Origin of the sequence: Nocardiopsis algeriensis (assembly GCF_014203695.1) — a bacterium.
GTDB lineage: Bacteria > Actinomycetota > Actinomycetes > Streptosporangiales > Streptosporangiaceae > Nocardiopsis > Nocardiopsis algeriensis.
On record NZ_JACHJO010000001.1, the window covers coordinates 502,580 to 526,356 of the forward strand.

Here is a 23,777-nt window from a genome sequence, read left to right on the forward strand (position 1 = left end):
CCCTAGTGCGGCTTTCGCCTCTGGTGTGTGACCGGGACCCCACCGCCGGAGGACACGTCCAGGGGTGTGCCCGGTGGGCACCCCCGTCGTGGGCGGGCATCCACCGGACACTCCCTACCGCACGGGCGGCGGGGGCCACTTCCACTCGGGGGCCCACGCCCAGCTGTCCGACACACCGGGCGGCATCGGCGGTACGAGGTGTGCGCCGGGGCATCCGGCACCGGGGGCCCGGCGCTCGGGCTCGGCGGACCAGGACTCCGCGGACCAGGACTCCGCGGGCCGAGGCTCCGCGTGCCGGGGCTCGACCGGGGGTTCCTCCCTCACCTCCCACGGCTCCGGTTCGGACCGCAGGGCGTCACCCCCTCCCCACGAGCCGGCCGGGGGCTCCTCCCTCACGTCCCACGGCTCCGGCTCGGACCGCAGGGCGTCACCCCCTCCCCAGGGCTCGGGGGCCTGCTCCGGCAGCACCTCCGGGTGGTCCGGTTCGGCCAGGGGCGCCGCCATCGGGCCGGAGTCCACTTCCTCGAAGTGCGCGGCCACCCCGAAGTGCAGCGGCGGCCGGTGCGCGCCCGTGTCGCCGTGTTCGATCTCGGGGGCCATGGGATGGCGCACCGAGCCCACCGGGTGCATCCTTCCCCACCACGAGGTGGCCTCGTCCGGGGACAGCTCGGCCACGACCTCCAGCGAACCGGGGATGTGCGGGTACCGCCTCCCCGCACGCCACGAATGGGCGAGCGACTGCGGCTCCAGTACCAGCACCCGCTCCCCGTCGACCACGGGGATGTCAGCGGGGCACGCCTCGTTGCCGACCCACGTGCCGTCACCGCCGACCAGGTCCCACTCCCCCGTCACCACGTCGGCCAGCGGGTCGGCGGGGGCGTCCAGGCAGGCGGCCGTCCACCTCGGGTCGGGGCGGTTGCCCGGCACGCGAAGGCCCTCCTTGCCGATGAGGGCGTCGGCGAGCAGCGTGTGGAGCTGGAAATTGTCGCCGATCCCGTCGAAGCGCACGCGAAAGCCGCGCCAGGAGGCGCGGTCCAGCACCAGGACGGTGTCCGCCTCGGCCATCCGCAGCAGCTCGGCGACCTCGCCGTAGACCGGCTGGTGGAGGGCCAGCGCGCGCACGATCTGGCTCAGGCCGTCCAGTGCGCTGGCATCGGAGCGGACGGCGGCCCGCACCCTCGCGTCGCCGAGCATGGCCTTGGCGGCCAGGCCGTAGCGCAGGGAGGTCCACCAGCCGACGGTGGCCAGGGGCGCGTTGTCCCCCAGGACCTCCTCGACCCGCTGCTCCTCCGCCTCCGTGACGCCGTTGGGATCGGGCAGCTGCCCGCCACCGGTCTTCTCCCAGGCGTGCATGAAGGCCACCGCGGCCTGCCCGTAGCTGCCGAGCTGGCGCAACACCTCCAGACCCACCTGTCCGGCGGGGGCGCCGGCCTCCACCAGCGCCCCGGCCAGAACCGCGAGGTCGGCGGCGATGCCCGCGGCCGGCTCGCAGTCGCCGAGCACGGGGAAGAGCGCCTCCATGGCCGCGCTGAGTTCCTCCGTCGGCACCTGTGAGGAGAGCCGGAGGACGTCGTGCACAGCCGCGGGGAACCCGGGCGCCTGTTCGGCAGCGGTGTCGAGCACGCGCTGGAACGCGGCACGGAACTCTTCAGTCACCTGAGAATCCTTCCATATCACCCCGTATTGTCCGCTGTCTGAACGCGAACGTCCACATCAGGGCAGGAAACCGGCGTTCCGCGACCGCGAAACCTCCGCGCCCTCCGGCGATGCGGCCACGAGAAAAAAAGGGGGCCGCCGGCTCATCGCCGGCGGCCCCCTTCTCCCGGGGCGGAGGAATCAGTACTCGACCGGGATCTCCTCGAACTCGCCGAAGGGACCCGCGCGCAGGGTCAGCGACTCCACGTCCACGGGCGGCGCCGGGAACACCGCGACCAGGTTGTAGGTGTTGCCGGGCTGCAGGACGTGGACCTCGTCGGCGAAGCTGCTGTAGCGCCCCTCACCGAGGTCCATCTGGGCCACGTACCGCACCAGACCGCTCTCCGGTTCGAACAGCTGGAAACCGCCCAGTGTGCCCTTGCTGAACTGCTCGGGGCCGCCGGCCACGACCTCGGACCCGCCCACGTCCGGCGTCAGCGGCCCGTCGGTGATGTTGGTCAGCGCGACCGTGCCGATGACGTAGGCGCCGTCCCGGCGCAGCGGGTGGACCTCCAGGCGGATCCCGTCCTTCTCGCTCTCGGCCACGACCGCACCGGGGTCGTCGTCGTAGGGTGCGGGCCAGGTGACGTTGCGCTGGGCGACACCCAGACCGTCGTCGTCGTACTCCTCCTCCTCGCTCACCCGGGGAGCGTCGTCGAAGACGTAGGAGAACTCCACCCGCCGGTTGCGGGCACGGGCCTGCTCGTCGTCGGGGCCGCCCTCGCGCGCAACCGGCTCACTCTCACCGCGCCCCTCCACCTCCAGGGTGTGGCCGGGGCCGATCTCCTCGGCGAGGAGATCGCGGACGGTCTCGGCGCGCCGCACCGAGAGGTCGTCGTTGTAGGAGTCGCTGCCGAGGCTGTCCGTGTGGCCGATGACCGTGATGACCGGCTCGTCCGGGTCCACGTTGCGGGCCAGCGTGGTGGCGGCCCTGCGCACGACCTCCTCGGCCTCGGGGGTCAGGTCGTCGCGGTCGAACTCGAACATCACGTCGGAGTGCAGCGAGATGATCTCGCGGTCGCCGTCACGGGTGGTGGAGGCGATCTCGGAGTCCACGAAGCTCTGCACCCATCCCTCGTCGGCGGAGGCGTCCTCGTCCGGCCGCCGGTTGGGGAAGGTCAGGTTCTCGCCCCGGGCAGGCGGATCGTCCGGGGTCAGGTGGTCGGCCCCGTTGGGGTCCTCCGGGTCGGGCCGCTCCTCCTCCACGTCCTGGACGGGGATACCCGTCATCGCGCCGAGGCCGCTGCCGACGAACGTCACCTGCTCGACCTCGTCGGGGATGCGCGGGTAGTAGCGGACGTACTCGTTGGTGACGCCGTCGTGAACCGGGTAGAGGCCGTCCTCGCCCGGGCTCTCGGATCCGTACTTGAGGCCGTTCTCGTCGAGGAACTGCCGGTAGACGCGCCCGGTGAGGGGATCGACGAGGGTGTGGGCCATGCTCATGTTCCGGTTGGGACCGGTGATGTCGTCGAGGTAGGTGACCTCGTAGTACATGACCGTGTACTCGTCGGTGCGCTCCAGTCCCGTGACGGCGAAGCGCATCTGCGCGTCCTGGCCGGTGTCCTGGAAGATCCGGCCCTCACGGACGTACGGGAACTCCTCCTTGACCTCAGGAGGACCCGAGGCGTCCCCGAATGTCTCGGACCACCAGCCCGAGATGCTCGAACAGCCGCTGAGCACGAGGCTGCCCGCGACCATCAGCGCGACTCCTGCGAGGGGCGTCTTCCGCGCCATGTGGGGGAACTCCGATCACTGGGGAGACATACCGGAAACATCCTCCTGCACGCGCGGACCCGAACCGACCCCAGTGCCCCGAAAAGGGGCCGTACCCGGTCCGGGACGCCTCTCAGACGGCCGCGAGCTCCTCCGGCCTGGGCAGGTCCCGCATCACGGGGGACAGGGTGAAGAGCGCGGCCAGGGCCGAGACCAGGCCCATGGCCAGGAACACCCAGGTGGGCCCGGCCAGGTCGAAGAGGACACCGACGCCGAGGATGCCGACCGGCTGGGAGGCCATGCACGTGAACGTCACCGCGCCCAGGACCCTCCCCTGGTACTCGTCGCGGACCGACACGGCGATGTAGGCGTAGAAGACCGCGTTCACGCACGGCACGATCGCGAACACGCCGCCCACGAAGAGGCCCAGCCAGACGATGTGGGGGGTCACCACCAGCAGCAGCGCACACACCGGGGCCGACCAGGCCGCGGCGAGGAACATCGCCGAGGGGCGTACCCGCCTGACGACCGGCCCGGCCACCAGGGCACCCGCGAGTCCGCCGAACCCGGCCAGGGACACCGTGAGCCCGATCTGCAGGTGGCCGGCCCCCAGTCCCTCGGCCGTGGCGATGAGTGCCAGGGACACCCCCGCCTGCGAGAAGACCAGGTTGAACCCGACGATCCAGCAGAGCATCGGGCGCAAGAGAGGGTGCCGGGCCAGGAAGGTGAAGCCGCCGACCGCCCCGCCCGGTGTCCACGGCCTGCGCTCGCGCCGCTCCCCCGATTGCATCGGACGCCGGATGAACAGCACGAGCACCGCCGACACCAGGCAGGCGAACGCCTCGGCGAGGAAGGGGACGGCCCGCCCCAGACCGAACAGGAACCCGGCGGCGGTCCCGCCGAGGGCCGTGGTGGTGAAGAAGCGGATCTGGTTCTGGGCCGAGGCCGTGGCCACCTGCGCGGGCGGGACCAGCTGCTTGACCGAGGCCATCGCGACGGGGTTGGAGATGCCGGTCAGCGCCGCGGAGCACACCGCCACGGCCAGGACGAGGGGAAGGGCCACCTGTGCGTGGAGCAGGAGCACCGTGAACGCGCCCATGAGGACCAGGCGGCCCACGTCGCAGCAGAGCAGCACGGTGCGGCGGTCGGCCCGGTCCGCCAGTGAGCCGCCGAGCACGGCGGCGACCATGGCCGTGACCGCCTGGGCGGCGCCGATGGTGCCCGCGTGCGCGGCGGACCCGGAGGCCATGAGTGTGAGGAGGGGGTAGGCGACCTCGCCGCTCTCCTTGCCGAGGCCGGCGAGGAAGCGGCTGCTCCAGAGGGCTTGGAAGTCGAGGTTGCGGATGAGCGGAGGAAGGTCCGCGCCGGCCTGGTGAGGTTGCCGGTCCGCCGCTGCCCCGGGCGGCTCCACCGGGGACTGATCGGGTGCCGTGGTGTGCACGGCAGCGGTACGGGTTGCTCTTTTTTCCTGCGTGCGGCCGGCGGTGCGGCGGCAGACGCGGATTATGTTCAAAGTCAGCTGATCTTCCTGACTCCGCAAGACGACGATGTCATATCGTTATTATGCGCGATTTGCCCGCATTGTTCGTCTTTGCGGAGGCCAGGAACGGCATCGTCACCGCACTCACCCAGAGATATCTCCAGGTCAGATACCCCCCTCTCGGGGAAGGGTGATCCGAATGACACGGCACCGCACGTGAAACACCATGTGGCCGGTTCCGGCCACGGAATCTCGGGGGAAGTTCCAGTGGCAGCTGTTTCCCTCTGAAACTGGAGAGTCTGAAGAGGACTGGAGAAATGCCTGTGGAAAATGAATAAAAAGTGAACCCAGTGGCCGGAGAGACACAGGATGGCCTTGTGCTCCCTGCTCCGGCCGAGGCCCCGTCTCCGGCCGGGACGGCGGGAGAGGCGCGAGGAGCGTATACGGGGCCGCGCCGACACGCCGGAGGCCGTGTCCGGACCGCGCGGAGCCGCGGCGGAGGATCTCGGAGGCCCGCGCCGGGGATGCGGCGCCTCCACCGCCCCCGCCGCCCGGGTGCGCTCCGCCGCCGGGGCGGCAGAGCGCACCCCTCACTCCGGCAGATACCTGAACAGGGAGAACGCGGAGCCGAAGGGGTCGGCGCAGAACGCGGACCGCCCCAGTACCGGGGTGTCCTCGGGCTTCGTGTACACCTGGCCGCCACCGGCCTTCACCTTGTCCACCGCGGCGTCGATGTCGGCGACGGCGAATGCGGGATGCCAGTCGGCGGAGCCGTTGTCGGCGGGCAGCGCGTCGGGGTCGACCGCCATGATGCCGCCGTGTGCCCGCTCCTGCCCCGCACCCGCGGGGGTGATGAGCTTGTAGGTGCCGTCGAGCCCCGCGGGCATGTCGTGGTCGGTGAACCCCCACCGGAACAGCTCGCCGTAGAACTCCACCGCGGCGGCCCCGTCCGGTGTCCACAGCTCGACCCAGCACAGGGAACCGGGTCGGTCGGCGACCTCCATCCCCTGCAAGTGATAGGGCTTGGCCACCGCGAAGTGGCCGCCCTGGGGGTCGTAGAAGTGGGCGACCCGCCCCAGTTCACCGATGTCGAACGGCTCCACCAGCAGTGTTCCGCCGAGCCGCTCCACCGCGAGCACGGTGTCGTCGACGTTGGGGTCCTTGAAGAAGATCGTCCACGCCGGTTTCTCGCCCTCGCCGACGAGCGGGCCGAGGACCCCCACGACGTCCCCGTCCAGAGTCAGATACACGTGCCCGGCACTTCTCGGGCCCGCGGACGCTGCCTCCCATCCGAACAGATCCCCGTAGAAGGCGAGCGAGGCGTCGACGTCCGGTGACGACAGCATCAGCCAGCTCGGGGACCCGGGCAAGAAGTCGGTGGTGATCATCGAGGCCCCTCTCTTCGCGCACAGGTCATCTCCGAGTCTGTCCGCTCGACCTCGCACGGGGGGTCTGGGCGGGGCAAAGAGTCGCACAACTCGTCGTGAACCGCCGTCGGGGGAAGCCCTCCGGGGCGCTCCGTGCGCAGGGCCCACCACAGGCCGGCGGCCGTGGCGGCGAGGAGGAGGCCCGCGGCGGCGAGGGTGAGGGCGTCGGGCCGGACGACCGGCTGGCCCCGCAGTGCCTGCCAGGCGGTGAGCGCGGTCAGCCCCGCGTAGGCGGTCCCGGCGACCAGGACCAGGCGCAGGCGCACGGCGTCCGGGGAGATCCTCGGGTGGCGCGCGGCCAGGAGCACCAGGGCGAGCGCGAGCAGGATCATCACCTGGAGCCCGTGGAGACCGACGAAGTGGGCGACGCGCAGGTCACCGGCGACCGTGCTCCAGCCGAGGAGCGGCAGGCCGGGGCCGCCGTCGGGGACTCCGACCGTGTGGGCCCCGATCACGTCCGCGACCCCTCCTCCCTCGAGTACGACCGCCTGCTCCTCGGTGGGCCTGGCCATGAGGAACGCCAGTGCCATGCCGCCGAGACCGATCGCGGTACCCAGGCGGATCGCCCACGTGGTGGAGCGCTCCCCGAGGCGCTGGACCAGCAGGATCGCGCCGACCCCGAGATTGGCGGTCCACGCGATCGTGATCATGACCGCCATCAGGCCGTAGACGGCCGTGTCGAGCGGGGTCGCGTAGTTGAAGTGGCTGGCCTGGCCGCGCACCGACTGGAACGTGATCAGGAGGACCTCGGCCGTGGTCATCGCGGCGATGAGCGCACCGAGCCACCACCCGGTGCGGCGCAGGCGTGTGAGCAGGGACAGCAGCCAGGCCAGGGTCAGGTTGTAGACGGCGACGGACAGGGCGAACTTGGTGGGCTTGAGCCAGGCCGGATCGCCCGCCACCAGGCGTCCGTCGAGGATCAGACCCGCCGCGCAGACAGGGAGGAGCGACAGGCAGAGGAGGGCGGTCAGTGTGAGCGGCCGGTGCCAGGCGATGACCTCCCGCACGGTGTGCGGCTTCCGCGAGGTGTGCACGGAACTCCTTTCGGATAGTAGAACTATCTACTGTAGATAGTCGTAGTATCCATATGAGGAGCAGGCGTGGCAAGCCCGAGGCGGGAGAATGGGGGTCATGCGTATCGCCGAGCTGAGTGAGCGGTCGGGCGTCCCGGTGCCGACCATCAAGTACTACCTGCGCGAAGGCCTCCTCCACCGCGGTGAGCTGACCAGCCGCAACCAGGCTCGGTACGGCGAGGCGCACCTCCGGCGGCTGAGCCTGGTCCGCGCCCTCACCGATGTCGGCGGCCTGCCCGTGGCCGCCGTCCGCGAGGTCCTCGCCCATGTCGACGCTCCCCGGTCCAGCACCCACAATCTGCTCGGCCGGGTACTGGACGCGATCCCTCCGGCCGGACAGGACGGCTCCCCCGAGGAGGAGGACCTCGCCCGGGCACAGGAGCTCGTCAGGGACCGCGGCTGGAACTGCCACCCCGACGACCCCGCCGTCGAAGGCCTGGCCGCAGTCCTGGCCGGCTACCGGCGCACCGGCCACCCCCTCGGCGAGGAATACCTCGTCCGCTACGCCGAGGCCGTCGAGCAGGTCGCCCGGGTCGACCTCGACACGCTCCGGGACACGGAGGAACTGGACGAGATCATCGAGGGCGCGGTCGTGGGGACCGTGCTCGGCGACGCCCTTCTCGCCGCCCTGCGCCGCCTCGCCCAGAGCCGGGAGTCGGCACTTCGCGCCCCCGGCCGGGAGAACTGACGAAAACCCTTGGGCCTCGGGTGCGTCTTCGCACGAGCATGGGGCCATGGACCAGAAAGAGATCGTACGAACGTCCAAGTTCCTGTCGCTCGTGCTGCGCCACGATCCCGCCCGGGCCGGCATCGGCCTCGACGCCCGAGGCTGGGCCCCGGTCGACGACCTCCTCGCCGGCTGCCGCAGAAGCGGGAGGAGGATCAACCGGGACCTGCTCGACGAAGTGGTGGCCCGCGACGGCAAGGGGCGGTTCGAGTTCAGCCCCGACAGAACCCGCATCCGCGCCCGGCAGGGCCACTCCGTCCCGGTCGACCTGGGGCTGGAGCCGTGTGTGCCGCCCCCGACCCTCTACCACGGCACGGTCGCCCGCTTCCTTCCCGCGATCACCGCCGAGGGCCTGCGCCCCGGGAAGCGGCACGACGTCCACCTGTCACCCGACGCCGAGACCGCGACGCGTGTGGGCGCCCGCCGCGGAAGACCGGTGGTACTCACCGTCGACGCGGGGCGCATGCGCGCCGACGGACACGAGTTCCGTGTGACGGCCAACGGGGTCTGGCTGGTACCCGCGGTACCGCCCGCCTACCTGGACCCCGACATCTCCTGAGGCCGGTCGGCGACGAAGATCGCCGTGCCGGGGATCATCCTGCCCCGCACCGGCCCCCAGCCGCCCCACACCCGCTCATGGCCCTCCGGCCACTCGGGTTCCACCAGCTCCCGCAGCACCAAACCGGCCCCGGAGATCCCCCGCACCCAGTCCCCCAGTGTGTGGTGGTGCTCCACGTAGACGGCGTTGCCGCGGTCGTCCTCCTCCACGTAGGCACGACGGTCGAAGTAGGACTGGGTGATCGTGAACCCCTGCTCACCGGGATCGTCCGGAAAACTCCACCGGACCGGGTGGGTCACCGAGAACACCAGGCGCCCGCCCGGCCGCAGTACCCGCCCCGCCTCGGCCAGGGCGTCGTCGGCGGAGGGCACGAACGGGAACGCCCCGAAGGAGGAGAACACCACGTCGAAGGAGGCATCGGCGAACGGCAGCCGCTGCGCGTCGGCCTGCACCGTCGCCAGGCGGTCGCCCGTCTGCTCGTCGATGCGCCGGGAGTGCTGGAGCTGCCGCAGCGACAGGTCGAAGGAGACGACCTGCCGCACCCCGCGGGCACGCAGCCAGCGACCGCACTGCCCCGCACCGCCGCCGACCTCCAGCACCCGGCGGTCGCGCAGTTCCCCCAGGTCCCCGAGCAGACCGGCCTCGGCCTCGGTCAGCCCCTCCGGGCACCACACGAACTCCGCGTCGCCGAGGAACTCCCCGTGCTCGGCCTGGTAGGCGTCGGCCGCGCCGTCCCACCACAGCCTCCCGGCACGGGCGCTCTCCTCGGGGCCCACCTCGCGCCGCCCGAAACCGGCCGGAGCCGGATATCCGCTCTCCTCGTACACGCTTCCTCCACCTACCTCGGGGACGCCCGGCACGCCGCGGTGCCGCAGGACGTCCGGGACGCGAACCCCGCCACAGGGACCGCCGGGACTCCTCCCCGGCCGCGTCAGACCGTGCTCGTGCTGCGCGCCTCGCCCTGCGCCTCCCCGTCCGGGTCCTTCCCGGCCGAGGGCTTCGCGGTGCCGGCGGTCTCGCGGACCTCGCGCCGCATCAGGTAGATCCATCCGACCACGGCGACGACGCTGAACACCCACCACTGGAACGCGTAGGACGCGCTCATCCCGAGATCGGTCTCGCGGACCGCGACCGGTTCGGGCGCCTCCTCGGGCACCGGGTCCTGCGCGGTGAGCTCCACGTACCCTCCGTACACCTCGTACGGCAGCTCCTCCGCGACGGCCGGGACGTCGACCATGAGGAGCTGGCCCTCGGGCAGGCTGTCGCGGTTCCTCAGCCCGGTGTTCTCCTCGGTCTCCGTGTAGTGGATGCGGCCCGCCACCTCCACGGTCCCCTCCGGTGCGGGCGGCACCTCGGGAACGTCGAGCGCGGTCTCGCCGCGCGGAACCCATCCCCGGTTGACCAGGACGGCGGGCCCCTCCTCGGTGACGAGGGGCGTCAGCACGTGGAAGCCCACGCCGGCGGACCCGTCGCGGTTGCGCAGCAGGATCTCGTTGCCGCTGTCCCACGTCCCGGTGGCCTCCACCGTGCGCCACCGGTCGCCGGGGTCGATGTCACCGCCGACGGAGGTCAGCTCCGCGACCGGAACCGGGTCCGCGGCGAGGTTGTCCTGCTGGAGCTGGGCCGCGGCACTGCGCACCTCCCAGCGGCCGAGCTGCCAGAAGCCCAGCCAGATGAAGCTGGGGACGACCACCAGGACCAGCGCGTGGAATGCCAGCATGCGTCGCGAGAACAGGACCTTGAGCACGTCTTCGAGGTTATGAGACGCCCCCGACCACCCCGCACCGACCCGCCCGGACGCGGCGCGGGGCCGCCGGCCCCCGCCGACGGCCCCGCGCACCGGGAAGAACTGCGGTTACTCCTCGGAGGAGGCGGCAGCCGCCTTGCGCTTGCGGGCGAAGTACAGGCCCGCACCGCCGGCGCCGATCGCGGCCACGGCGGCGGCCACGAGACCGCCGAGGGCGGCACCGGTCACGGCGAGCTCGCCGTCGGCCTGCTGCCCGGGGGCGGGCTTGTCGTCGCCGGTCCCCGGCTTGTCGCCCTCGGACCCGCCGTTGCCGGGCTCGTCGCCACCCGGCTTGTCGCCGTCACCGTTGCCCGGCTCGTCGCCACCGGGCTTGTCCTCGCCGGGCTTGTCGCCGTCACCGTTGCCGGGCTCGTCGCCACCGGGCTCGTCGCCGCCGCCGTTGCCGGGCTCGTCATCACCGGGCTTGTCCTCGCCGGGCTTGTCACCGCCCTCCTCGGTGATGACCTCCAGGCAGGAGGCCTCGGCCAGACCGAGAACGCCCACCGCGTTGCCGCAGATGTCGGTGGCCACGTCGACCGGGACGACGACCTGGTTGCCGCCGCCCACACTGCCCGAACCGTCGGTGGAGGGGCCGCCCTCGTTCTCGGGGGAGGCCTGGATGACGTTGATGACGGTGGTGCACTTGGCGGTGGACCCGCCCAGGACCGCGACCGAGTTGCCGCAGATGTTGATGGCGGCGTCGACCGGGATGATGATCTGGTTGCCGCCGGCCACACTGCCCGAACCGTCGGTGGAGTAGGTGCCGGTCTCGCTCTCCTCCTCCAGGGTCTCGACCACCTCGACGCAGTCGGCCTTGGAGATCCCCGCGACGGAGACGGCGTTGCCGCAGGCGTCGACGGCGGCGTCGACCGGGATGATGATCTGGTTGCCGCCGGCCACACTGCCCGAACCGTCGGTGGAGGCACCGCCGCTGCCGCTGGCCTCGTAGAGGACCTCGGACACCTTGGTGCAGGTGGCCTGGGAGATCCCCAGGACGGAGAGCGCGTTGCCGCACAGGTCGGCCTCGATGTCGACCGGGACGATGATCTGGTTGCCGCCGGCCACACTGCCCGAACCGTCGGTGGTGGCGTCCGCGAACGCTGCCGTGGCGGGGACGAAGGCCAGGCCGGCGGCGACAGCGGCGGCGAAGGAGTAACGGAGTGTGTTGCGCATCTGGTACGGCCTTTCAACGGTGAAGCCTGGGGAAAACGCCTGATCTCGGCGCGGGCCGCGGTCGGAACCTTTTCGCGGGGGGCGCGGGGTTCCGACTCTGCGGCAGGTGCGAGCCGCCACCGGGAAACGCGGTGGAACGGCGGGATGACCTGAGATGGGACGCGGTTCTCTTCGGTCCGAACCGCCGACAGACCGAAACGCTAGCAAGGCGCGGGCGGCGCACAAGCCATTTCAGGAAATGTTTGTCCGACCACCCGGAGCCGGCCGACAGAGGAACAATTACCCTCCGCAACAAGCCCAGCTCAGAGGCAGGCAAAGAGGTTACCCTTCGTACACAAAGGGCCCTCGGGGGAAATAAATCAACAAAAAAAATTTCCGGGTAAACCCCGAAACAGAAGCAACTAAGCTGCTTAGTTGCTTCACTCCCGCACTCCCGAACGAGAACCTTATCCCTCGACATCTGAATAATGAAGAATATCTTTTTTGCCCTTTTTGCGCGCAACAGGGCCTTGCATCACCCTTCACCTCCTCCACTCCCGACCCTCTGGCCACACAAACATGCAAAACCGCTGGTCAGCAGCGCCTACCCTGAGGGAGAGGGGAACCCTCGGCGGAACCTCCCCCGCCCCGCCACCCCGGCAGACACGCAAAGCAACAGCCTGAATTCAAGAAGTGATCAAAGGCGGAATCGGCCCCTTTTCCCCGACCGCCCGGCAACCGGGAACATGTGCCGCGCGTCCTTCCACACGACGCCTCCATTTCCCCCGTCCCCCTGGAGAACGACATGCAGACGGCATCCGACCCCGGCCGACCGAGGCCCTTCCTGCCCATCGGCGCCGCGACGCTCTCCCTCCTGCTCGTCGCCGCCTGCTCGCCCGCAGAGGAGCCCGCCGGGGAACTGCAAGGCGCCTCCGTTCCCAGCGACAGCGCCGATCCCGTGGTCCCCGAGGCGTCCGAGGCCGCCTCCGGCGGGCCCTTCACCGTCGCCTTCGGCGGTGACGTGATGTTCGAGGGCATGCTGAGGCCCCGCCTGAGCGATCCGGAGACCGCCCTGGACCCGATCTCCGAGCACCTCTCCGCCGCCGACCTGGCCATGGTGAACCTGGAGACCGCTGTCACCGAGGGCGGCGTGCCCGTCCCCGGCAAGGAGTACGTCTTCCGCGCACCCGCCTCCGCACTGACCGCGCTGGAGGCCGCCGGTGTGGACGTGGCCACGGTCGCCAACAACCACGGCATGGACTACGGCGCCGAAGGGCTCGCGGACACCCTGGCCAACGCACAGGGCTCCTCGGTCTCCCTGGTCGGTGCCGGGAACGACATCGCGGAGGCCTACGCGCCCCATGTCGCCGAGGTCAACGGGCAGACCGTCGCCCTCTTCGGCGCCACCGACGTCATGGACGACCACCTCATCGCCGAGTGGACCGCGGGCGAGGGCAAGCCGGGCCTGGCCTCCACCAAGGGCGAGATGAAGCAGTACATGCTCGACGCCGTCGCCGGGGCCGCGGAGGAGTACGACAACGTCGTGGTCTTCCTGCACTGGGGCCTGGAGGGCGCACACTGCCCGCTGCCGCACGCGCCGACCCTGGCCCAGGAGCTGGTCGACGCCGGCGCCGCCGCCGTCGTCGGCGGGCACGCCCACGTGCTCTCGCCCGGCGGCTTCCTCGGCGACTCCTACGTGCACCACGGGCTGGGCAACTTCGTCTTCTACAACTTCGACGGCCCCACCGCGGAGACGGGCGTGCTCACCCTGACCTTCGACCGGGGCAGCGTCGTCGGAGCCGACTGGCTGCCGGCCCGGATCCAGGGCGGTGTGCCCGTCCCCTACGAGGGTGCCGACGCCGACACCGCCACGCGGACCTGGGAGAACATGCGCGTCGAGTGCGGGCTCGGCCTCACCGGCTCCCCCGCCTGACACCTCCAGGAGGCGGGCGGGGCGTCAGTGCCGGCCGCGCGGGCTCTCCGCACCCCCGCCTACACGGAGACCTCCACCCCGTGCCGCTCCGCGACGGCGGCGATCTCCGACAGCAGCGCGTGGCGGCGGGCGGCGCCCAGGTAGGAGGCGCGGACACCGTTGGCCGCGAGCCGGACCAGGTCGGCGGCGGACAGCCCGAGACCGTGCGCCGCAAGGTACTCACCCGTGAGATCCGTGCCGAACATCGTCGGGTCGTCGCTGTTGAGCGTGACCAGGAGCCCCGCCTCCAGCATCCTCGGCAGCGGGTGCGCGCCGATCTCCTCCACCGCGCGCGTGCACACGTTCGAGGTGGGGCTGACGTCGACGGGAACCTGCGCGTCGACCAGGCGGGCGACGAGGGAAGGGTCCTTCATCGCGTCGATGCCGTGGCCGATGCGCTCGGCGGCCAGGGCGTCCAGGGCCTCGCGCACCCGCTCGGGGCCGCCGTGCTCCCCCGCATGCGGCAGGCTCGCCAGTCCGGCTGCGCGGGCCCGCCCGAACACCTCCGCGTACTGCTCCAGCGGCGTCTCCACACCGCCCACCCCGAAGCCGACCGTGCTGGGCGGCGCGTCGCGCAGTACCGCCTCCACCGTCGCCTCCGCGCTCGTGAGCCCGAAGTCACCGGGAAAGTCGGGGATCCACCGCAGCTGGATCCCGTGCTCGCGCTCGGCCTGCCGGCGCGCCGACTCGATCCCGTCGAACACCACCCGCGCGGGTACCCCCCGCATGAGGTGGGTGTAGAGGCTGACGTGCAGTTCCGCGTAGCGGACGTTCTGGGCGGCGAGGCGCTCCGCGACCACGGAGGCCAGGAGCGCGAAGTCCTCCTCCTCGCGCAGGGTCCGCACCGACGCCAGGTAGACCTCGACGAAGTGGGGGAAGTCGCTGAAGGCGTACCAGCTCCTCAGTTCCTCCAGCGTGGCGGGGATGTCCTCCATCCCGTGCCTGCGGGCCAGGTCGAACAGGGTCTCGGGGGGCATCGAGCCCTCCAGGTGGACGTGCAGCTCCACCTTGGGCAGGTCGCGGACGAGGGCGTCGATGCCGGGGTTCGGCTGGTTCTCCATGGCGCGAGACTACGCATGCCCCTCGCTTCCCGGGCCCGCCGGTCCCCCGCTCGGGCCCTCCGGGGTCGGCCTCTTCCCGTATCAGCCCGCAGCGGCAACGGACAGAAGGCACGCCGGGGCCTTGCCGGTTACTCCCAACACCGAACAGACATAGCGGAGTCCGATCGCTTTTTCCGCCATATCACCCATCAGACGTCCTCCGAGGTAGATCCGTGGGTACCAAACTGCCATTTCCTCGGAACCAGGCGATTGAGCAAAGGCATCATAGGTTTCGTGACGACTAATTCCCGAAGCTCAACGCCCTCGCGCCCGCGACGTTCCTCCAACAGGAGCGAAACCGGCCACACCGCGCGTGAGAGCCGCGAATCATCCGGTGTCACCCTCGACGGACTGGCCTTCGCCAAGGCCCCGCTCCGCCGCCTGCCCGCCCAGCAGCGCAGTGTGGCCCGTGTCCAACGCATGCTCGACTGCTGCGCGGAACTCCTCGACGAGGCCGGCTACGACAACCTCTCCACCACCCGCATCGCCGAACGCGCCGGCGTGGCCATCGGGTCGGTGTACCAGTTCTTCCCGGACAAGAAGGCGATCACCCAGGCCCTGGGGCTGCGCTTCCTCGACCAGTTCGGCACCCGCGTCTCCACGCGCCTCTCCGAGGCCACCATCACCCACTGGACCGGAGCCGTCGACATCATCGTCGACGAGTACATCGACATGCACCGCAACGTGCCGGGCTTTCGCAGCCTGCACTTCGGCGACATCGTCGACCCGCGGCTGCTCAGCGGCGGTACGGACAACAACCGCGTCATCTCCACCCAGTTGCGCAAGATCATCGTCTCCGTCACCGGTGTCCCCGACTCCGAGGCGCTCGACCAGGCCGTGCACGTGGCCGTCGAGTCCGCCGACGCCGTGCTCAAGCTGGCCTTCCGCGACGACCCCGAGGGCGACCCCGACCTCGTCTACGAGACCAAGCGCATGGTCAGCAGCTACCTGACCGACTTCTCTCAACGCCATGGAGGAGCACCGCAGTGGTGACCGACACCTACACACCGACCCGGCCGGTCACCGGAACCGCCGCCGGGATCCCCTTCCTCGCCCTCCCGCCCGCCGCGGGCGGGGGGCCGGCCCCGCTCGTGCTCGCCCTGCACGCCTTCGAGCCACCGCGCAGCGAGGCCGCGCTCGCGGGGGCCGTCCCCATGGTCCCGCTCCCCGCCTGGCGGATCTACCTGGGCCTGCCCCTCTTCGGAGCGCGCCTGCCCGAGGGCGGGGTCGCCGAGGTCAACCGGCGCGGGGAGCGCGACTACCTCGTCGAGCTGTTCGGCCCCGTGGTCGAGGAGGCCTCCTCCGAACTGCACCGCGTCACCGCGGAGCTGCGGTCGATGTTCCCCGTCACGGACGGCCCCGTCGGAATCGTCGGCGTGGGTGCGGGCGCGTCGGCCGTCCTGCTCACCCTGGCCGAGGGACACCTGCCGGTCGGCGCGGCCGCCGCCGTCAACCCGATCGTCGACCCGGCCCTGGTCGTCTCCGCCCGCGAACGCCTCACCGGCGCCTCCTACACCTGGACCGACCAGGCCGCCCGCACCCGCGGCCGGCTCGACTTCACCGCCAGGGCCGAGGAGCTCGCCCGCGAACGCACCCCGCTGCTCGTCGTCAGCGGAGGACGGGACGACGTCGTGCCCCCCGAGCACGGCGCCGCCCTGTGCGCGGCCCTGGCCGACGCGTCCGCGCCCACCGGACAGGACGGCGCCCATGCCCTCCGTCACATCGTGGTGCCCGATCTGGCACACGTCATCGGCCCCGAGCCCGGCCTGGAGCCGGGCCCCCTCACCCCCGCCGGGGTCCTCACCGACCGCGCGCTGACCGAGTGGTTCCACCGGCACCTCACGGCTTCCGCGCAGGTCTCCGGCGATCCCCTCGACTGATCTCCCAGGCCCTCACCGCGTGTCCGAACCCGTGTCCCCGCACCGTCCGGTGTCCACCGCGTGCACCGTCCCGCCTCCGCCCCCGGCCCCTCGGCGGACACCGCCGCGACAGTTGGTATGCGTTTCATGGGATTATCCAGGTGCGACCGCACGCGCGGTCCGCCTGACCGTTTCGACTCATCCTTCAGGAGGGCGAACCACGTGACGGAACCGGCACCGGTCTTTGCCAGCGGGGTCGACAACGAGCGGTTGAACTCCCAACTGCGCTTCCTCCTGGAAGTCGACAAACTCAAGCGCATCCTGCGGCAGAACCTGCTGGTGGACGGATCCCGCCGGGAGAACTCGGCAGAGCACTCCTGGCACATGGCCCTGACCGCCCGCACCTTCGCCGAGTACGCGCCCGCCGGCACCGACATCGACAGGGTCGTGGAGATGCTGGTGCTCCACGACATCGTGGAGATCGACGCCGGGGACACCTTCCTCTTCGACCAGGCCGGCGCCGAGACGCGGGCCGCCCGGGAACGCGCCGCGGCCGACCGCATCTTCCCCCTGCTGCCCGAGGACCAGGCGGACCGGGCCCGCGAGCTCTGGGAGGAGTTCGAGGCCCGCTCCACCCCGGAGGCCCGCTTCGCCCGGGCCGTGGACCGCCTGTCGCCGATGCTCTCCAACTGGCACAACGACGGCGGATCATGGGTCCGCTTCGGTGTCACCCGTGCCCAGGTGATGGAGAAGGTGAAGGCGATCCAGGAGGGGTCCGAGGCGCTGGGGGCCTACGCCACCGCCCTGGTCGACGACGCCGACCGCAGAGGCTACTTCCGCAGCTGACCCCCGCCGGGCCCCGGGTCCTTCCGAAACCCGGATCCGGCCGAGGCTCAGATCCGGCCGGCCAGGAGCTGGACCGCGGCGGACAGGCCGACGACCACCACGCACACGCGCAGTGCCGTCGGGCTGAGGCGGCGGCCGAAGCGCGCCCCCAGGTAGCCGCCGACGATCGTTCCGGCGGCGATGAGGCCGACCACCGGCCAGGCCGGGTCGGCGAGCACGATGTAGAACACCGCAGCCGTGCTGTTGGCGATCGTGGTGAGCACGTTCTTGAGGGCGTTGACCCGCTGGAGGTCGTCGTCCAGCCCCATGCCGAGGATGCTCATCAGGATGATGCCCTGCGCCGCGGCGAAGTAGCCGCCGTAGGCACCCGTCGCGTAGGCACCCACCGGGAGCCACGGGCCGCCGTCCCTGCCCGCGGGCCGACGCGAGCGCGCCCACGCGGTGATCCGGGGCTGGAGGACGATCAGCACGCACGCGGCGCCGATCATGAACGGGACGACGGTCTCGAACACGCCCGGGGGCAGGTGGATCAGCAGCAGGGCACCGGTCATCGCACCCAGGAACGACATGCTGCCCAGGCGGATCGTCCTCCGGCGCTGCCCGGCCAGCTCGCGCCGGTAGGCGACAGCGCCGCTGAACGTCCCCGGAGCCAGGCCGATGCTGTTGGAGACCGTGGCCACGACCGGCGGGTAGCCGAGGGCCAGGAGCACGGGGAACGTGAAGAGGGTGCCCGATCCGGCGATCGCGTTGATCCCCCCGGCCGCCACACCCGCGAGGAGGATGGCGGCGGCCTCCCAGAGTTCCATGTGCCCTCTCCTCGCCGTGCTCGCCCGATGATCGGGGGCAGCCTACGAGAGGGGGCGGTCCGGTCCGTGCTCCGGGGGACGCCGAAGGCGGGCGGGCCCCGCGTGAGCGGGGCCCGGCGAGGTCAGGAGTGGGAGCCGTTGGGGAACCGCACGACCTCGTCGCGCAGCCGCGCGAAGGCGGTGCCGACCCCGTTCAGGGCCTGCCCCATCTCCGAGGGGACGATCCACACCTTGTTGGCGTCGCCCTGGGCGATCTCGGGAAGCTTCTGCAGGTAGTGGTAGGCCAGCACGTCGGAGTCGAGGTGGCTGGCGTGCAGCGCCTTGAACACCATGTGGATGGCGTCGGCCTCACCGCGCGCCCGCACCGCCTGGGCCTCGGCGTCGGCCTTGGCCGTGAGCATCTGGGCCTCGGCCTGGCCCTGGGCCCGCAGCACCGCCGCCGACCGCTCGCCCTCGGCGCGCATGACCGCGGACTGCTTCTCGCCCTCCGCGCTGAGCAGCTGCGCGCGCTTCTCCCGGTCGGCGCGCATCTGCATCTCCATGGCCTCCTGCACCGAGCCCGGCGGTTCGATGCCCTTGAGCTCGATGCGGCTGATCTCGATGCCCCAGTCCCGGGTGGCCTCGTCCAGGACGATCTTCAGCTCGCGGTTGATCTGGTCGCGGGAGGTGAGCGTCTCCTCCAGGTTCATGCCGCCGATGACGTTGCGCAGCGTCGCCAGGGTCAGCTGCTCGACGGCCTGGATGAAGTTGGCGACCTCGTAGGTGGCCCGGTAGGCGTCGACGACGCGGATGTAGACCGCCGAGTCGACCTCCACCGCGAGGTTGTCCTCGGTGATCGCCGACTGCGGCGGGAAACTCACCACCTGGACGCGCCGGTCGATGCGCTCGCGCACCTGGTCCACACCCGGAATGACGATGTTGAACCCCGAGCCCAGCGTCCGGTGGAATTTGCCGAAGCGCTCGACGACGTCCTCGGTCGAATGCGGGACGATGCGCACGCTGCGCCAGAAGATGACCAGCAGAACGGCCACGAAGAGAGCGACGATGATGACGGCGGTCATGGGCGCACCCCGCCGGGTGTCCGGGGAACGGTGTTCGACATCGGCATCGGGCAGCTCCGGATCTGCTGGCGGGGGCGGCAGGCAGCGCGGGAGCGGACCGCGTCACGGCGGTCCCGCTCGCACCCGCTGATCATAAGGCGCGTCGAAATGGACCGGTCCGTTCACCGGTCGCTGACGCTACCCCATATGCACCAGCCAAACCATATCCGGACAGAAATATTTTTTAGGGGCGTTCCTTTTCTGATTTTGAGTAGGACCTATTTTTCCGAAGCGGACCGGACGGGCACCCGACTCAGGCTGCCCGGGCGCTCCAGCGCTCGCCGTCGCGCTCGACCTTCAGCTCCAGACCGAACGTCTCCGACAGGTTCTCCGCCGTCATGACCTCGTCGAGCGGGCCGGACGCCACCACCGCGCCTTCCCGCAGCATCAGCGCGTGCGTGAAGCCCGACGGGATCTCCTCCACGTGGTGCGAGACCACGACCAGGGTGGGGGCCGCATCGTTGCGGGCCAGCGAGCTCAGGCGGCGCAGCAGGTCCTCGCGCCCGCCCAGGTCCAGTCCGGCCGCGGGCTCGTCCAGGAGCAGCAGCTCGGGGTTGGACATCAGCGCCCGCGCGATCAGCACCCGCTTGCGCTCGCCCTCCGACAGCGTGTGGAAGTTCCGGTCCGCGAGGTCACCGACCCCCCAGTGGCCCAGCAGCGCGCGGGCCCGCCCCAGGTCCGGGGTCCCGTACTCCTCCCGGAACCGGCCAAGGTAGCCGTAGGCCGCGCTGAGCACCAGGTCGAGCACGGGGGTGCCCTCCTCCACCTGGTTCGAGACGGCCGCCCCCGCGTAGCCGATGAGAGGACGCAGCTCGAACACGTCCACCGCGCCGAGCCGCTCACCGAGGATCTCCACCCGGCCGGCCGTGGGGTGGAGCTGGGAGAACGCCACGTTCAGGAGGGTGGTCTTGCCCGCACCGTTCGGCCCGAGCACCACCCAGCGCTCGCCTTCCCCGACCGACCAGTCGACCCCGTCCAGAAGTGCGGTGCCGCCCCTCCGTACGGTGACCCCGCTCAGGTCCAGAACACGCTCGTCCATCTTCCTCCTTCACCTCGTCCGCGTCCCGCACCGGTGCACGGGCCGACCTACCCTGAAGCAATGCATCTCACGTCCGCACCACTCGTCGCCTGGGGCAACGCATGGCTGGCGGGGCACACCGGCCTCGACGAGGCCGTCGACTCCGTCGAACGCATCGGCGGCCCCGGCATGATCGGGACAGTACCGGTCCCCGGCCTGCCCTTCGACAGCGGCGTACCGCTGCGGACCGCTCTGGTACGGCTTCGTGGCCTGGGACTGTCCGCCTTCCGGCTCGCCCTGCCCGCCGAGGGCGACCCTCTCGGGCTCGTCGGCCCCGCGGAGCTCAACCGGGCCGCGCTGGAGGCCCGGGAAGGGGTACTGCTGCGGCTCGCCGACCGCCAGGTCGGCCTGGTGCCCTCCGCCGACCGGCGCGGGTCGTCCTACGCGGGCGTCGCGTGGACCCCCTATCCGGCGAATGACACGCCTCCGCAGGTCCCCGGCCTGGCGGAGGCCGAGCAGGCACTCAGGCTGACCCTCGTGGAGACCGCGGAACTGCTGGAAGGGGTCGACGACATCACCGCCTTCCCCGCGGACGTGCGCGAGCGGCTCGCCCGCTCTCCCGGCCCCTCCCTGGCCCCCGGCTACCCACCGCGCGCACTGCGGGTGGCCGACCAGGCCGTCCGGCTGGCCCGGATCGTGGAGACGGCCGACCCGAGGTCGGGACGCGGAATGAGCGCCCACCAGGCGGGGACCCGCGGGGAGGCGCTGCGCCGCCTGGACTCCGCCGTGCGCAGGGCGCTCGTGGCGGCCCACGCCGCCCTGGAGCGCTGACCGGGGTTGCCGTTCCCGCGCCGGAGGACGACCCTGGAAGGGAGTACCTCTCCCCGAGGCGACAGGCTCCGGGGCGGGTCTCAGGGTAGGACCAGGGCTGTCACCTGATCCGCCGGAAGGAGGCAAGAGCCGATACTTGGTGTACGGCCGACAACGGCCCCGTGGAACAGGACGAGGAGATCCGTCATCATGCAGCCCGAGCACATCCGAGCCTCCGACGCGGAGCGTGACAAGGTTGCCGAACGGCTCCGGGAGGCGCTGGCGGAGGGGCGGCTCACTCCCGTGGAGCACGAGGAGCGCCTGGACACCCTGTACAGGGCCAAGACCATCGGCGAGCTGGCTCCGATCGTCTCCGACCTTCCTGAGCCCGGTTACGACTACACGAGTGCGGGATCGCAGCCGGCGGGGACCGACGGCATGCAGCTCCTCGGCCAGGAGGCCCGCGACCTCGCGGGGCAGAGCAAGGGCTCGGAGAACCTCGTGGCCGTGTTCGGCGGCTGCGAGCGCAAGGGCCGCTGGCTCGTCGAGCCCCGGACCAACGCCTCCGTGCTGTGCGGCGCCATCGAGCTGGACCTGCGCGAGGCGGTGCTCAGTCAGCGCGACGTCACCATTCAGCTCGCCGTCATCCTCGGTGCCGTGGACATCGTCGTTCCCCACGGCGTCAGGGTGATCAACAACACGTCGGCGATTCTCGGTGCGGCCGAGCTCGGTGGCACCGACCAGGTGACGGATGTGAACGCCCCGGTCATCCGACTGACTGGTACATGCATGCTCGGAGCCGTTTCCGTCAAGGCGAAGAAGCCGCGCAGGCACAAGAAGTCCAAGTAGGTCCAGGACTCCACCCGGCGCACCGGCCGGACGGAGAAGGAGGCCGGTCAGCCGGGCAGCCCCGGCGGCGGAGTACCGTGGACAGCGCCATGAATGATGAAACCACGTTGTTGGTGACGGTGACCGGCCGCGATCGTCCCGGCATCAGCGCGCGTCTCCTGAGCACTCTCTCCGTCTTCCCCGTGACCATCGTCGACCTCGAGCAGGTGGTACTGGCGGGACGCCTCGTCCTGGGTGCCGTCCTCGACGTGGACGAGCGCGTCGCACCGGGTGTGAGCCGCCGCCGTGTCTTCGAGGAGGTCCGCAGCGCGCTCGGCAAGACCGCGATCGACCTCGACATGGAGGTCGACTACGACAGCGGCGACGGCCGCGACCGGGTCAGCGAGTCCTCCGCGTCCGAGCGGCTCCACGTGACCGTCCTCGCCGACCCCCTGCGACCGGGCGCCTTCGCGGCCATCACCTCGTGCGTCGCGCGTGCCGGCGCCAACATCGACCGGATCGACCGCCTCTCCAGCTACCCGGTGACCTCGGTGGAGATGGAGATCTCCGGCGCCGCCGGGAACCCGGCCCAGCTCGCGCAGCTGCGCGCCGAACTGGCCATGGAAGCCTCCACCCAGGGTGTGGACGTCGCCGTCCAGCCGAGCGGCCTCCACCGCCGGGCCAAGCACCTCATCGTCATGGACGTGGACTCCACGCTCATCCAGGGGGAGGTCATCGAGCTCCTCGCCGCCCACGCCGGCTGCGAGGAGGAGGTCGCCCGCGTCACCGAGGAGGCGATGCGGGGCGAGATCGACTTCGAGGAGTCCCTGCGCAAGCGTGTGTCCCTCCTGCGTGGGCTGGACGCCTCGGCCATCGAGAAGGTGTGCCAGGAGATCCGTCTGACCCCGGGCGCCCGCACCCTCATCCGCACCCTGAAGCGGCTGGGGTACGAGTGCGGCATCGTCAGCGGCGGCTTCACCCAGATCACCGATGTGCTGGTGGAGAAGCTGGGCCTGGACTACGCCGCGGCCAACACGCTGGAGGTCGTCGACGGCCGTCTCACAGGCGGCCTCGTCGGCCCCGTGATCGACCGCAAGGGCAAGGCCACGACGCTGGAGCGCTTCGCCGCGGAGGCCGGCGTCCCCCTGGAGCAGACCGTGGCCGTCGGCGACGGAGCCAACGACCTGGACATGCTCCAGACGGCGGGCCTGGGTGTCGCCTTCAACGCCAAGCCGGTGGTCCGCCAGCAGGCGGACACGTCGGTGAACGTGCCGTACCTGGACACGATCGCCTTCATCCTGGGCATCACCCGCGAGGAGATCGAGGCGGCCGACCTCCACGCCCACGCCGAACCGGCATCGATGGGCGTGACGGAGCTTCTGTGACCGCTCGGCAAGGGCGGGAAGCCCCGCCCTTGCCGAGCCGGGGCGACCCCGCCCCTCCGCCGGTCCCCGGGCAACAAACAACCCCCAGCCAACAAAAAAAGGGGGGCCCGCCAGGACCCCCCACACACCACACACAAAAAAAGAGGGGCCGCCCGCAAAGACGACCCCCCTCAAGAAAAACCGTGGCAGCAACCTACTCTCCCACCCCACCACAGGGCAGTACCATCAGCGCAAGGAGACTTAACGACCGGGTTCGGAATGAGACCGGGTGTGACCCTCCCACCATAACCACCACGGAAACCTCACACCCACACCACCAACCAGACACCACTCCGGCCGGCACCGTGGGAAGCATTCCCTAGTGAACAAGCATGCGCGAACATCCAATTATCTGCAGCGGACAAGCCCTCGACCTATTAGTACCGGTCAGCTCCACCCCTC

General features: G+C 71.0%; 21 protein-coding genes and 1 rRNA gene. 9 read left to right on the forward strand and 13 right to left on the reverse strand.

From position 1 onward, the window contains the following. Positions 1-114: 114 nt before the first annotated feature. From FHS13_RS02225 to FHS13_RS02245, 5 genes are all read right to left on the reverse strand, one after another. Positions 115-1,656 (reverse strand): hypothetical protein, encoded by a 1,542-nt coding sequence (locus FHS13_RS02225; protein ID WP_184286524.1) that lies wholly within the window; start codon positions 1,654-1,656, stop codon positions 115-117. 180 nt (positions 1,657-1,836) lie between these two features. Then, on the reverse strand, positions 1,837-3,429 hold the full coding sequence (locus tag FHS13_RS02230) for an OmpA family protein (protein WP_184286526.1): 1,593 nt from the start codon (positions 3,427-3,429) through the stop codon (positions 1,837-1,839). 112 nt (positions 3,430-3,541) lie between these two features. Continuing rightward, positions 3,542-4,849, reverse strand: a complete 1,308-nt coding sequence (locus FHS13_RS02235; protein ID WP_420220557.1) for an MFS transporter — start codon at positions 4,847-4,849, stop codon at positions 3,542-3,544. A gap of 629 nt (positions 4,850-5,478) precedes the next feature. Further along, the gene (locus tag FHS13_RS02240) at positions 5,479-6,276 is read right to left on the reverse strand and encodes a VOC family protein (RefSeq protein ID WP_184286529.1); all 798 of its coding nucleotides are present in this window, start codon (positions 6,274-6,276) and stop codon (positions 5,479-5,481) included. After that, positions 6,273-7,349 (reverse strand): hypothetical protein, encoded by a 1,077-nt coding sequence (locus FHS13_RS02245; protein ID WP_184286531.1) that lies wholly within the window; start codon positions 7,347-7,349, stop codon positions 6,273-6,275. The genes FHS13_RS02240 and FHS13_RS02245 overlap by 4 nt, the downstream gene beginning before the upstream one ends. Positions 7,350-7,446: 97 nt before the next feature. Between FHS13_RS02245 and FHS13_RS02250 the strand changes: the two genes are divergently transcribed. Next, a complete protein-coding gene (locus FHS13_RS02250; protein ID WP_184286534.1) occupies positions 7,447-8,076 on the forward strand; it encodes a MerR family transcriptional regulator in 630 nt (209 codons plus the stop codon). Positions 8,077-8,122: 46 nt separating this feature from the next. Further along, the gene (locus FHS13_RS02255) at positions 8,123-8,674 is read left to right on the forward strand and encodes an RNA 2'-phosphotransferase (protein WP_184286536.1); all 552 of its coding nucleotides are present in this window, start codon (positions 8,123-8,125) and stop codon (positions 8,672-8,674) included. Here the strand turns inward: FHS13_RS02255 and FHS13_RS02260 are convergent. From FHS13_RS02260 to FHS13_RS02270, 3 genes are all read right to left on the reverse strand, one after another. Further along, positions 8,650-9,501 (reverse strand): methyltransferase domain-containing protein, encoded by an 852-nt coding sequence (locus tag FHS13_RS02260; RefSeq protein WP_184286539.1) that lies wholly within the window; start codon positions 9,499-9,501, stop codon positions 8,650-8,652. The two genes, FHS13_RS02255 and FHS13_RS02260, sit on opposite strands and share 25 nt — an antisense overlap. A 104-nt stretch (positions 9,502-9,605) precedes the next feature. Continuing rightward, positions 9,606-10,421, reverse strand: coding sequence for an SURF1 family cytochrome oxidase biogenesis protein (locus FHS13_RS02265; protein WP_184286542.1), 816 nt, complete (start codon positions 10,419-10,421; stop codon positions 9,606-9,608). Positions 10,422-10,529: 108 nt separating this feature from the next. Then, a complete protein-coding gene (locus FHS13_RS02270) occupies positions 10,530-11,633 on the reverse strand; it encodes a chaplin family protein (RefSeq protein WP_184286545.1) in 1,104 nt (367 codons plus the stop codon). A gap of 784 nt (positions 11,634-12,417) precedes the next feature. Between FHS13_RS02270 and FHS13_RS02275 the strand changes: the two genes are divergently transcribed. Then, positions 12,418-13,545, forward strand: a complete 1,128-nt coding sequence (locus FHS13_RS02275; protein ID WP_184286548.1) for a CapA family protein — start codon at positions 12,418-12,420, stop codon at positions 13,543-13,545. Between the two features lie 59 nt (positions 13,546-13,604). Here the strand turns inward: FHS13_RS02275 and add are convergent, their stop codons facing one another. Beyond that, on the reverse strand, positions 13,605-14,645 hold the full coding sequence (add, locus tag FHS13_RS02280) for an adenosine deaminase (protein ID WP_184286551.1): 1,041 nt from the start codon (positions 14,643-14,645) through the stop codon (positions 13,605-13,607). A gap of 441 nt (positions 14,646-15,086) precedes the next feature. Here add and FHS13_RS02285 point away from each other — a divergent pair, with 441 nt between their 5' ends. The 3 genes from FHS13_RS02285 to FHS13_RS02295 all read left to right on the forward strand — a co-directional run bounded on the left by FHS13_RS02285 (position 15,087) and on the right by FHS13_RS02295 (position 17,389). Continuing rightward, positions 15,087-15,677 carry a TetR family transcriptional regulator gene (locus tag FHS13_RS02285; protein WP_184286705.1) on the forward strand — a complete coding sequence of 197 codons (591 nt, stop codon included), beginning with the start codon at positions 15,087-15,089 and terminating at the stop codon, positions 15,675-15,677. Continuing rightward, positions 15,671-16,564 carry a prolyl oligopeptidase family serine peptidase gene (locus tag FHS13_RS02290; protein ID WP_184286554.1) on the forward strand — a complete coding sequence of 298 codons (894 nt, stop codon included), beginning with the start codon at positions 15,671-15,673 and terminating at the stop codon, positions 16,562-16,564. The genes FHS13_RS02285 and FHS13_RS02290 overlap by 7 nt, the downstream gene beginning before the upstream one ends. A gap of 201 nt (positions 16,565-16,765) precedes the next feature. Next, positions 16,766-17,389 (forward strand): HD domain-containing protein, encoded by a 624-nt coding sequence (locus FHS13_RS02295; protein WP_184286558.1) that lies wholly within the window; start codon positions 16,766-16,768, stop codon positions 17,387-17,389. A gap of 47 nt (positions 17,390-17,436) precedes the next feature. Here FHS13_RS02295 and FHS13_RS02300 read toward each other — a convergent pair whose 3' ends face one another. From FHS13_RS02300 to FHS13_RS02310, 3 genes are all read right to left on the reverse strand, one after another. Then, entirely contained in the window at positions 17,437-18,195 is a 759-nt protein-coding gene (locus tag FHS13_RS02300; protein ID WP_184286559.1) for a sulfite exporter TauE/SafE family protein, read from the reverse strand. Positions 18,196-18,317: 122 nt separating this feature from the next. Continuing rightward, positions 18,318-19,256 carry an SPFH domain-containing protein gene (locus FHS13_RS02305; RefSeq protein WP_184286562.1) on the reverse strand — a complete coding sequence of 313 codons (939 nt, stop codon included), beginning with the start codon at positions 19,254-19,256 and terminating at the stop codon, positions 18,318-18,320. 292 nt (positions 19,257-19,548) lie between these two features. Continuing rightward, on the reverse strand, positions 19,549-20,334 hold the full coding sequence (locus FHS13_RS02310) for an ABC transporter ATP-binding protein (protein ID WP_184286565.1): 786 nt from the start codon (positions 20,332-20,334) through the stop codon (positions 19,549-19,551). Positions 20,335-20,394: 60 nt separating this feature from the next. On the opposite strand from FHS13_RS02310, the gene FHS13_RS02315 reads away from it, so the two are divergent. From FHS13_RS02315 to serB, 3 genes are all read left to right on the forward strand, one after another. After that, complete coding sequence (locus FHS13_RS02315) at positions 20,395-21,144, forward strand: hypothetical protein (protein WP_184286569.1); 750 nt, start codon at positions 20,395-20,397, stop codon at positions 21,142-21,144. A gap of 189 nt (positions 21,145-21,333) precedes the next feature. Continuing rightward, the gene (locus FHS13_RS02320) at positions 21,334-21,972 is read left to right on the forward strand and encodes a DUF1707 SHOCT-like domain-containing protein (protein ID WP_184286572.1); all 639 of its coding nucleotides are present in this window, start codon (positions 21,334-21,336) and stop codon (positions 21,970-21,972) included. Between the two features lie 89 nt (positions 21,973-22,061). Further along, positions 22,062-23,336 carry a phosphoserine phosphatase SerB gene (serB, locus tag FHS13_RS02325; protein WP_184286574.1) on the forward strand — a complete coding sequence of 425 codons (1,275 nt, stop codon included), beginning with the start codon at positions 22,062-22,064 and terminating at the stop codon, positions 23,334-23,336. 180 nt (positions 23,337-23,516) lie between these two features. Here the strand turns inward: serB and rrf are convergent. Beyond that, positions 23,517-23,632 (reverse strand): 5S ribosomal RNA (rrf, locus tag FHS13_RS02330). Between the last annotated feature and the right edge of the window lie 145 nt (positions 23,633-23,777).

Coding starts and splice junctions, on each gene's coding strand:
- FHS13_RS02230 (WP_184286526.1), bottom strand. CDS start 3,429: ATGGCGCGGAAGACGCCCCTCGCAGGAGTCGCGCTGATGGTCGCGGGC.
- FHS13_RS02240 (WP_184286529.1), bottom strand. CDS start 6,276: ATGATCACCACCGACTTCTTGCCCGGGTCCCCGAGCTGGCTGATGCTG.
- FHS13_RS02250 (WP_184286534.1), top strand. CDS start 7,447: ATGCGTATCGCCGAGCTGAGTGAGCGGTCGGGCGTCCCGGTGCCGACC.
- FHS13_RS02255 (WP_184286536.1), top strand. CDS start 8,123: ATGGACCAGAAAGAGATCGTACGAACGTCCAAGTTCCTGTCGCTCGTG.
- FHS13_RS02270 (WP_184286545.1), bottom strand. CDS start 11,633: ATGCGCAACACACTCCGTTACTCCTTCGCCGCCGCTGTCGCCGCCGGC.
- FHS13_RS02275 (WP_184286548.1), top strand. CDS start 12,418: ATGCAGACGGCATCCGACCCCGGCCGACCGAGGCCCTTCCTGCCCATC.
- add (WP_184286551.1), bottom strand. CDS start 14,645: ATGGAGAACCAGCCGAACCCCGGCATCGACGCCCTCGTCCGCGACCTG.
- FHS13_RS02300 (WP_184286559.1), bottom strand. CDS start 18,195: ATGGAACTCTGGGAGGCCGCCGCCATCCTCCTCGCGGGTGTGGCGGCC.
- FHS13_RS02305 (WP_184286562.1), bottom strand. CDS start 19,256: ATGACCGCCGTCATCATCGTCGCTCTCTTCGTGGCCGTTCTGCTGGTC.
- FHS13_RS02310 (WP_184286565.1), bottom strand. CDS start 20,334: ATGGACGAGCGTGTTCTGGACCTGAGCGGGGTCACCGTACGGAGGGGC.
- FHS13_RS02315 (WP_184286569.1), top strand. CDS start 20,395: ATGCATCTCACGTCCGCACCACTCGTCGCCTGGGGCAACGCATGGCTG.
- FHS13_RS02320 (WP_184286572.1), top strand. CDS start 21,334: ATGCAGCCCGAGCACATCCGAGCCTCCGACGCGGAGCGTGACAAGGTT.
- serB (WP_184286574.1), top strand. CDS start 22,062: ATGAATGATGAAACCACGTTGTTGGTGACGGTGACCGGCCGCGATCGT.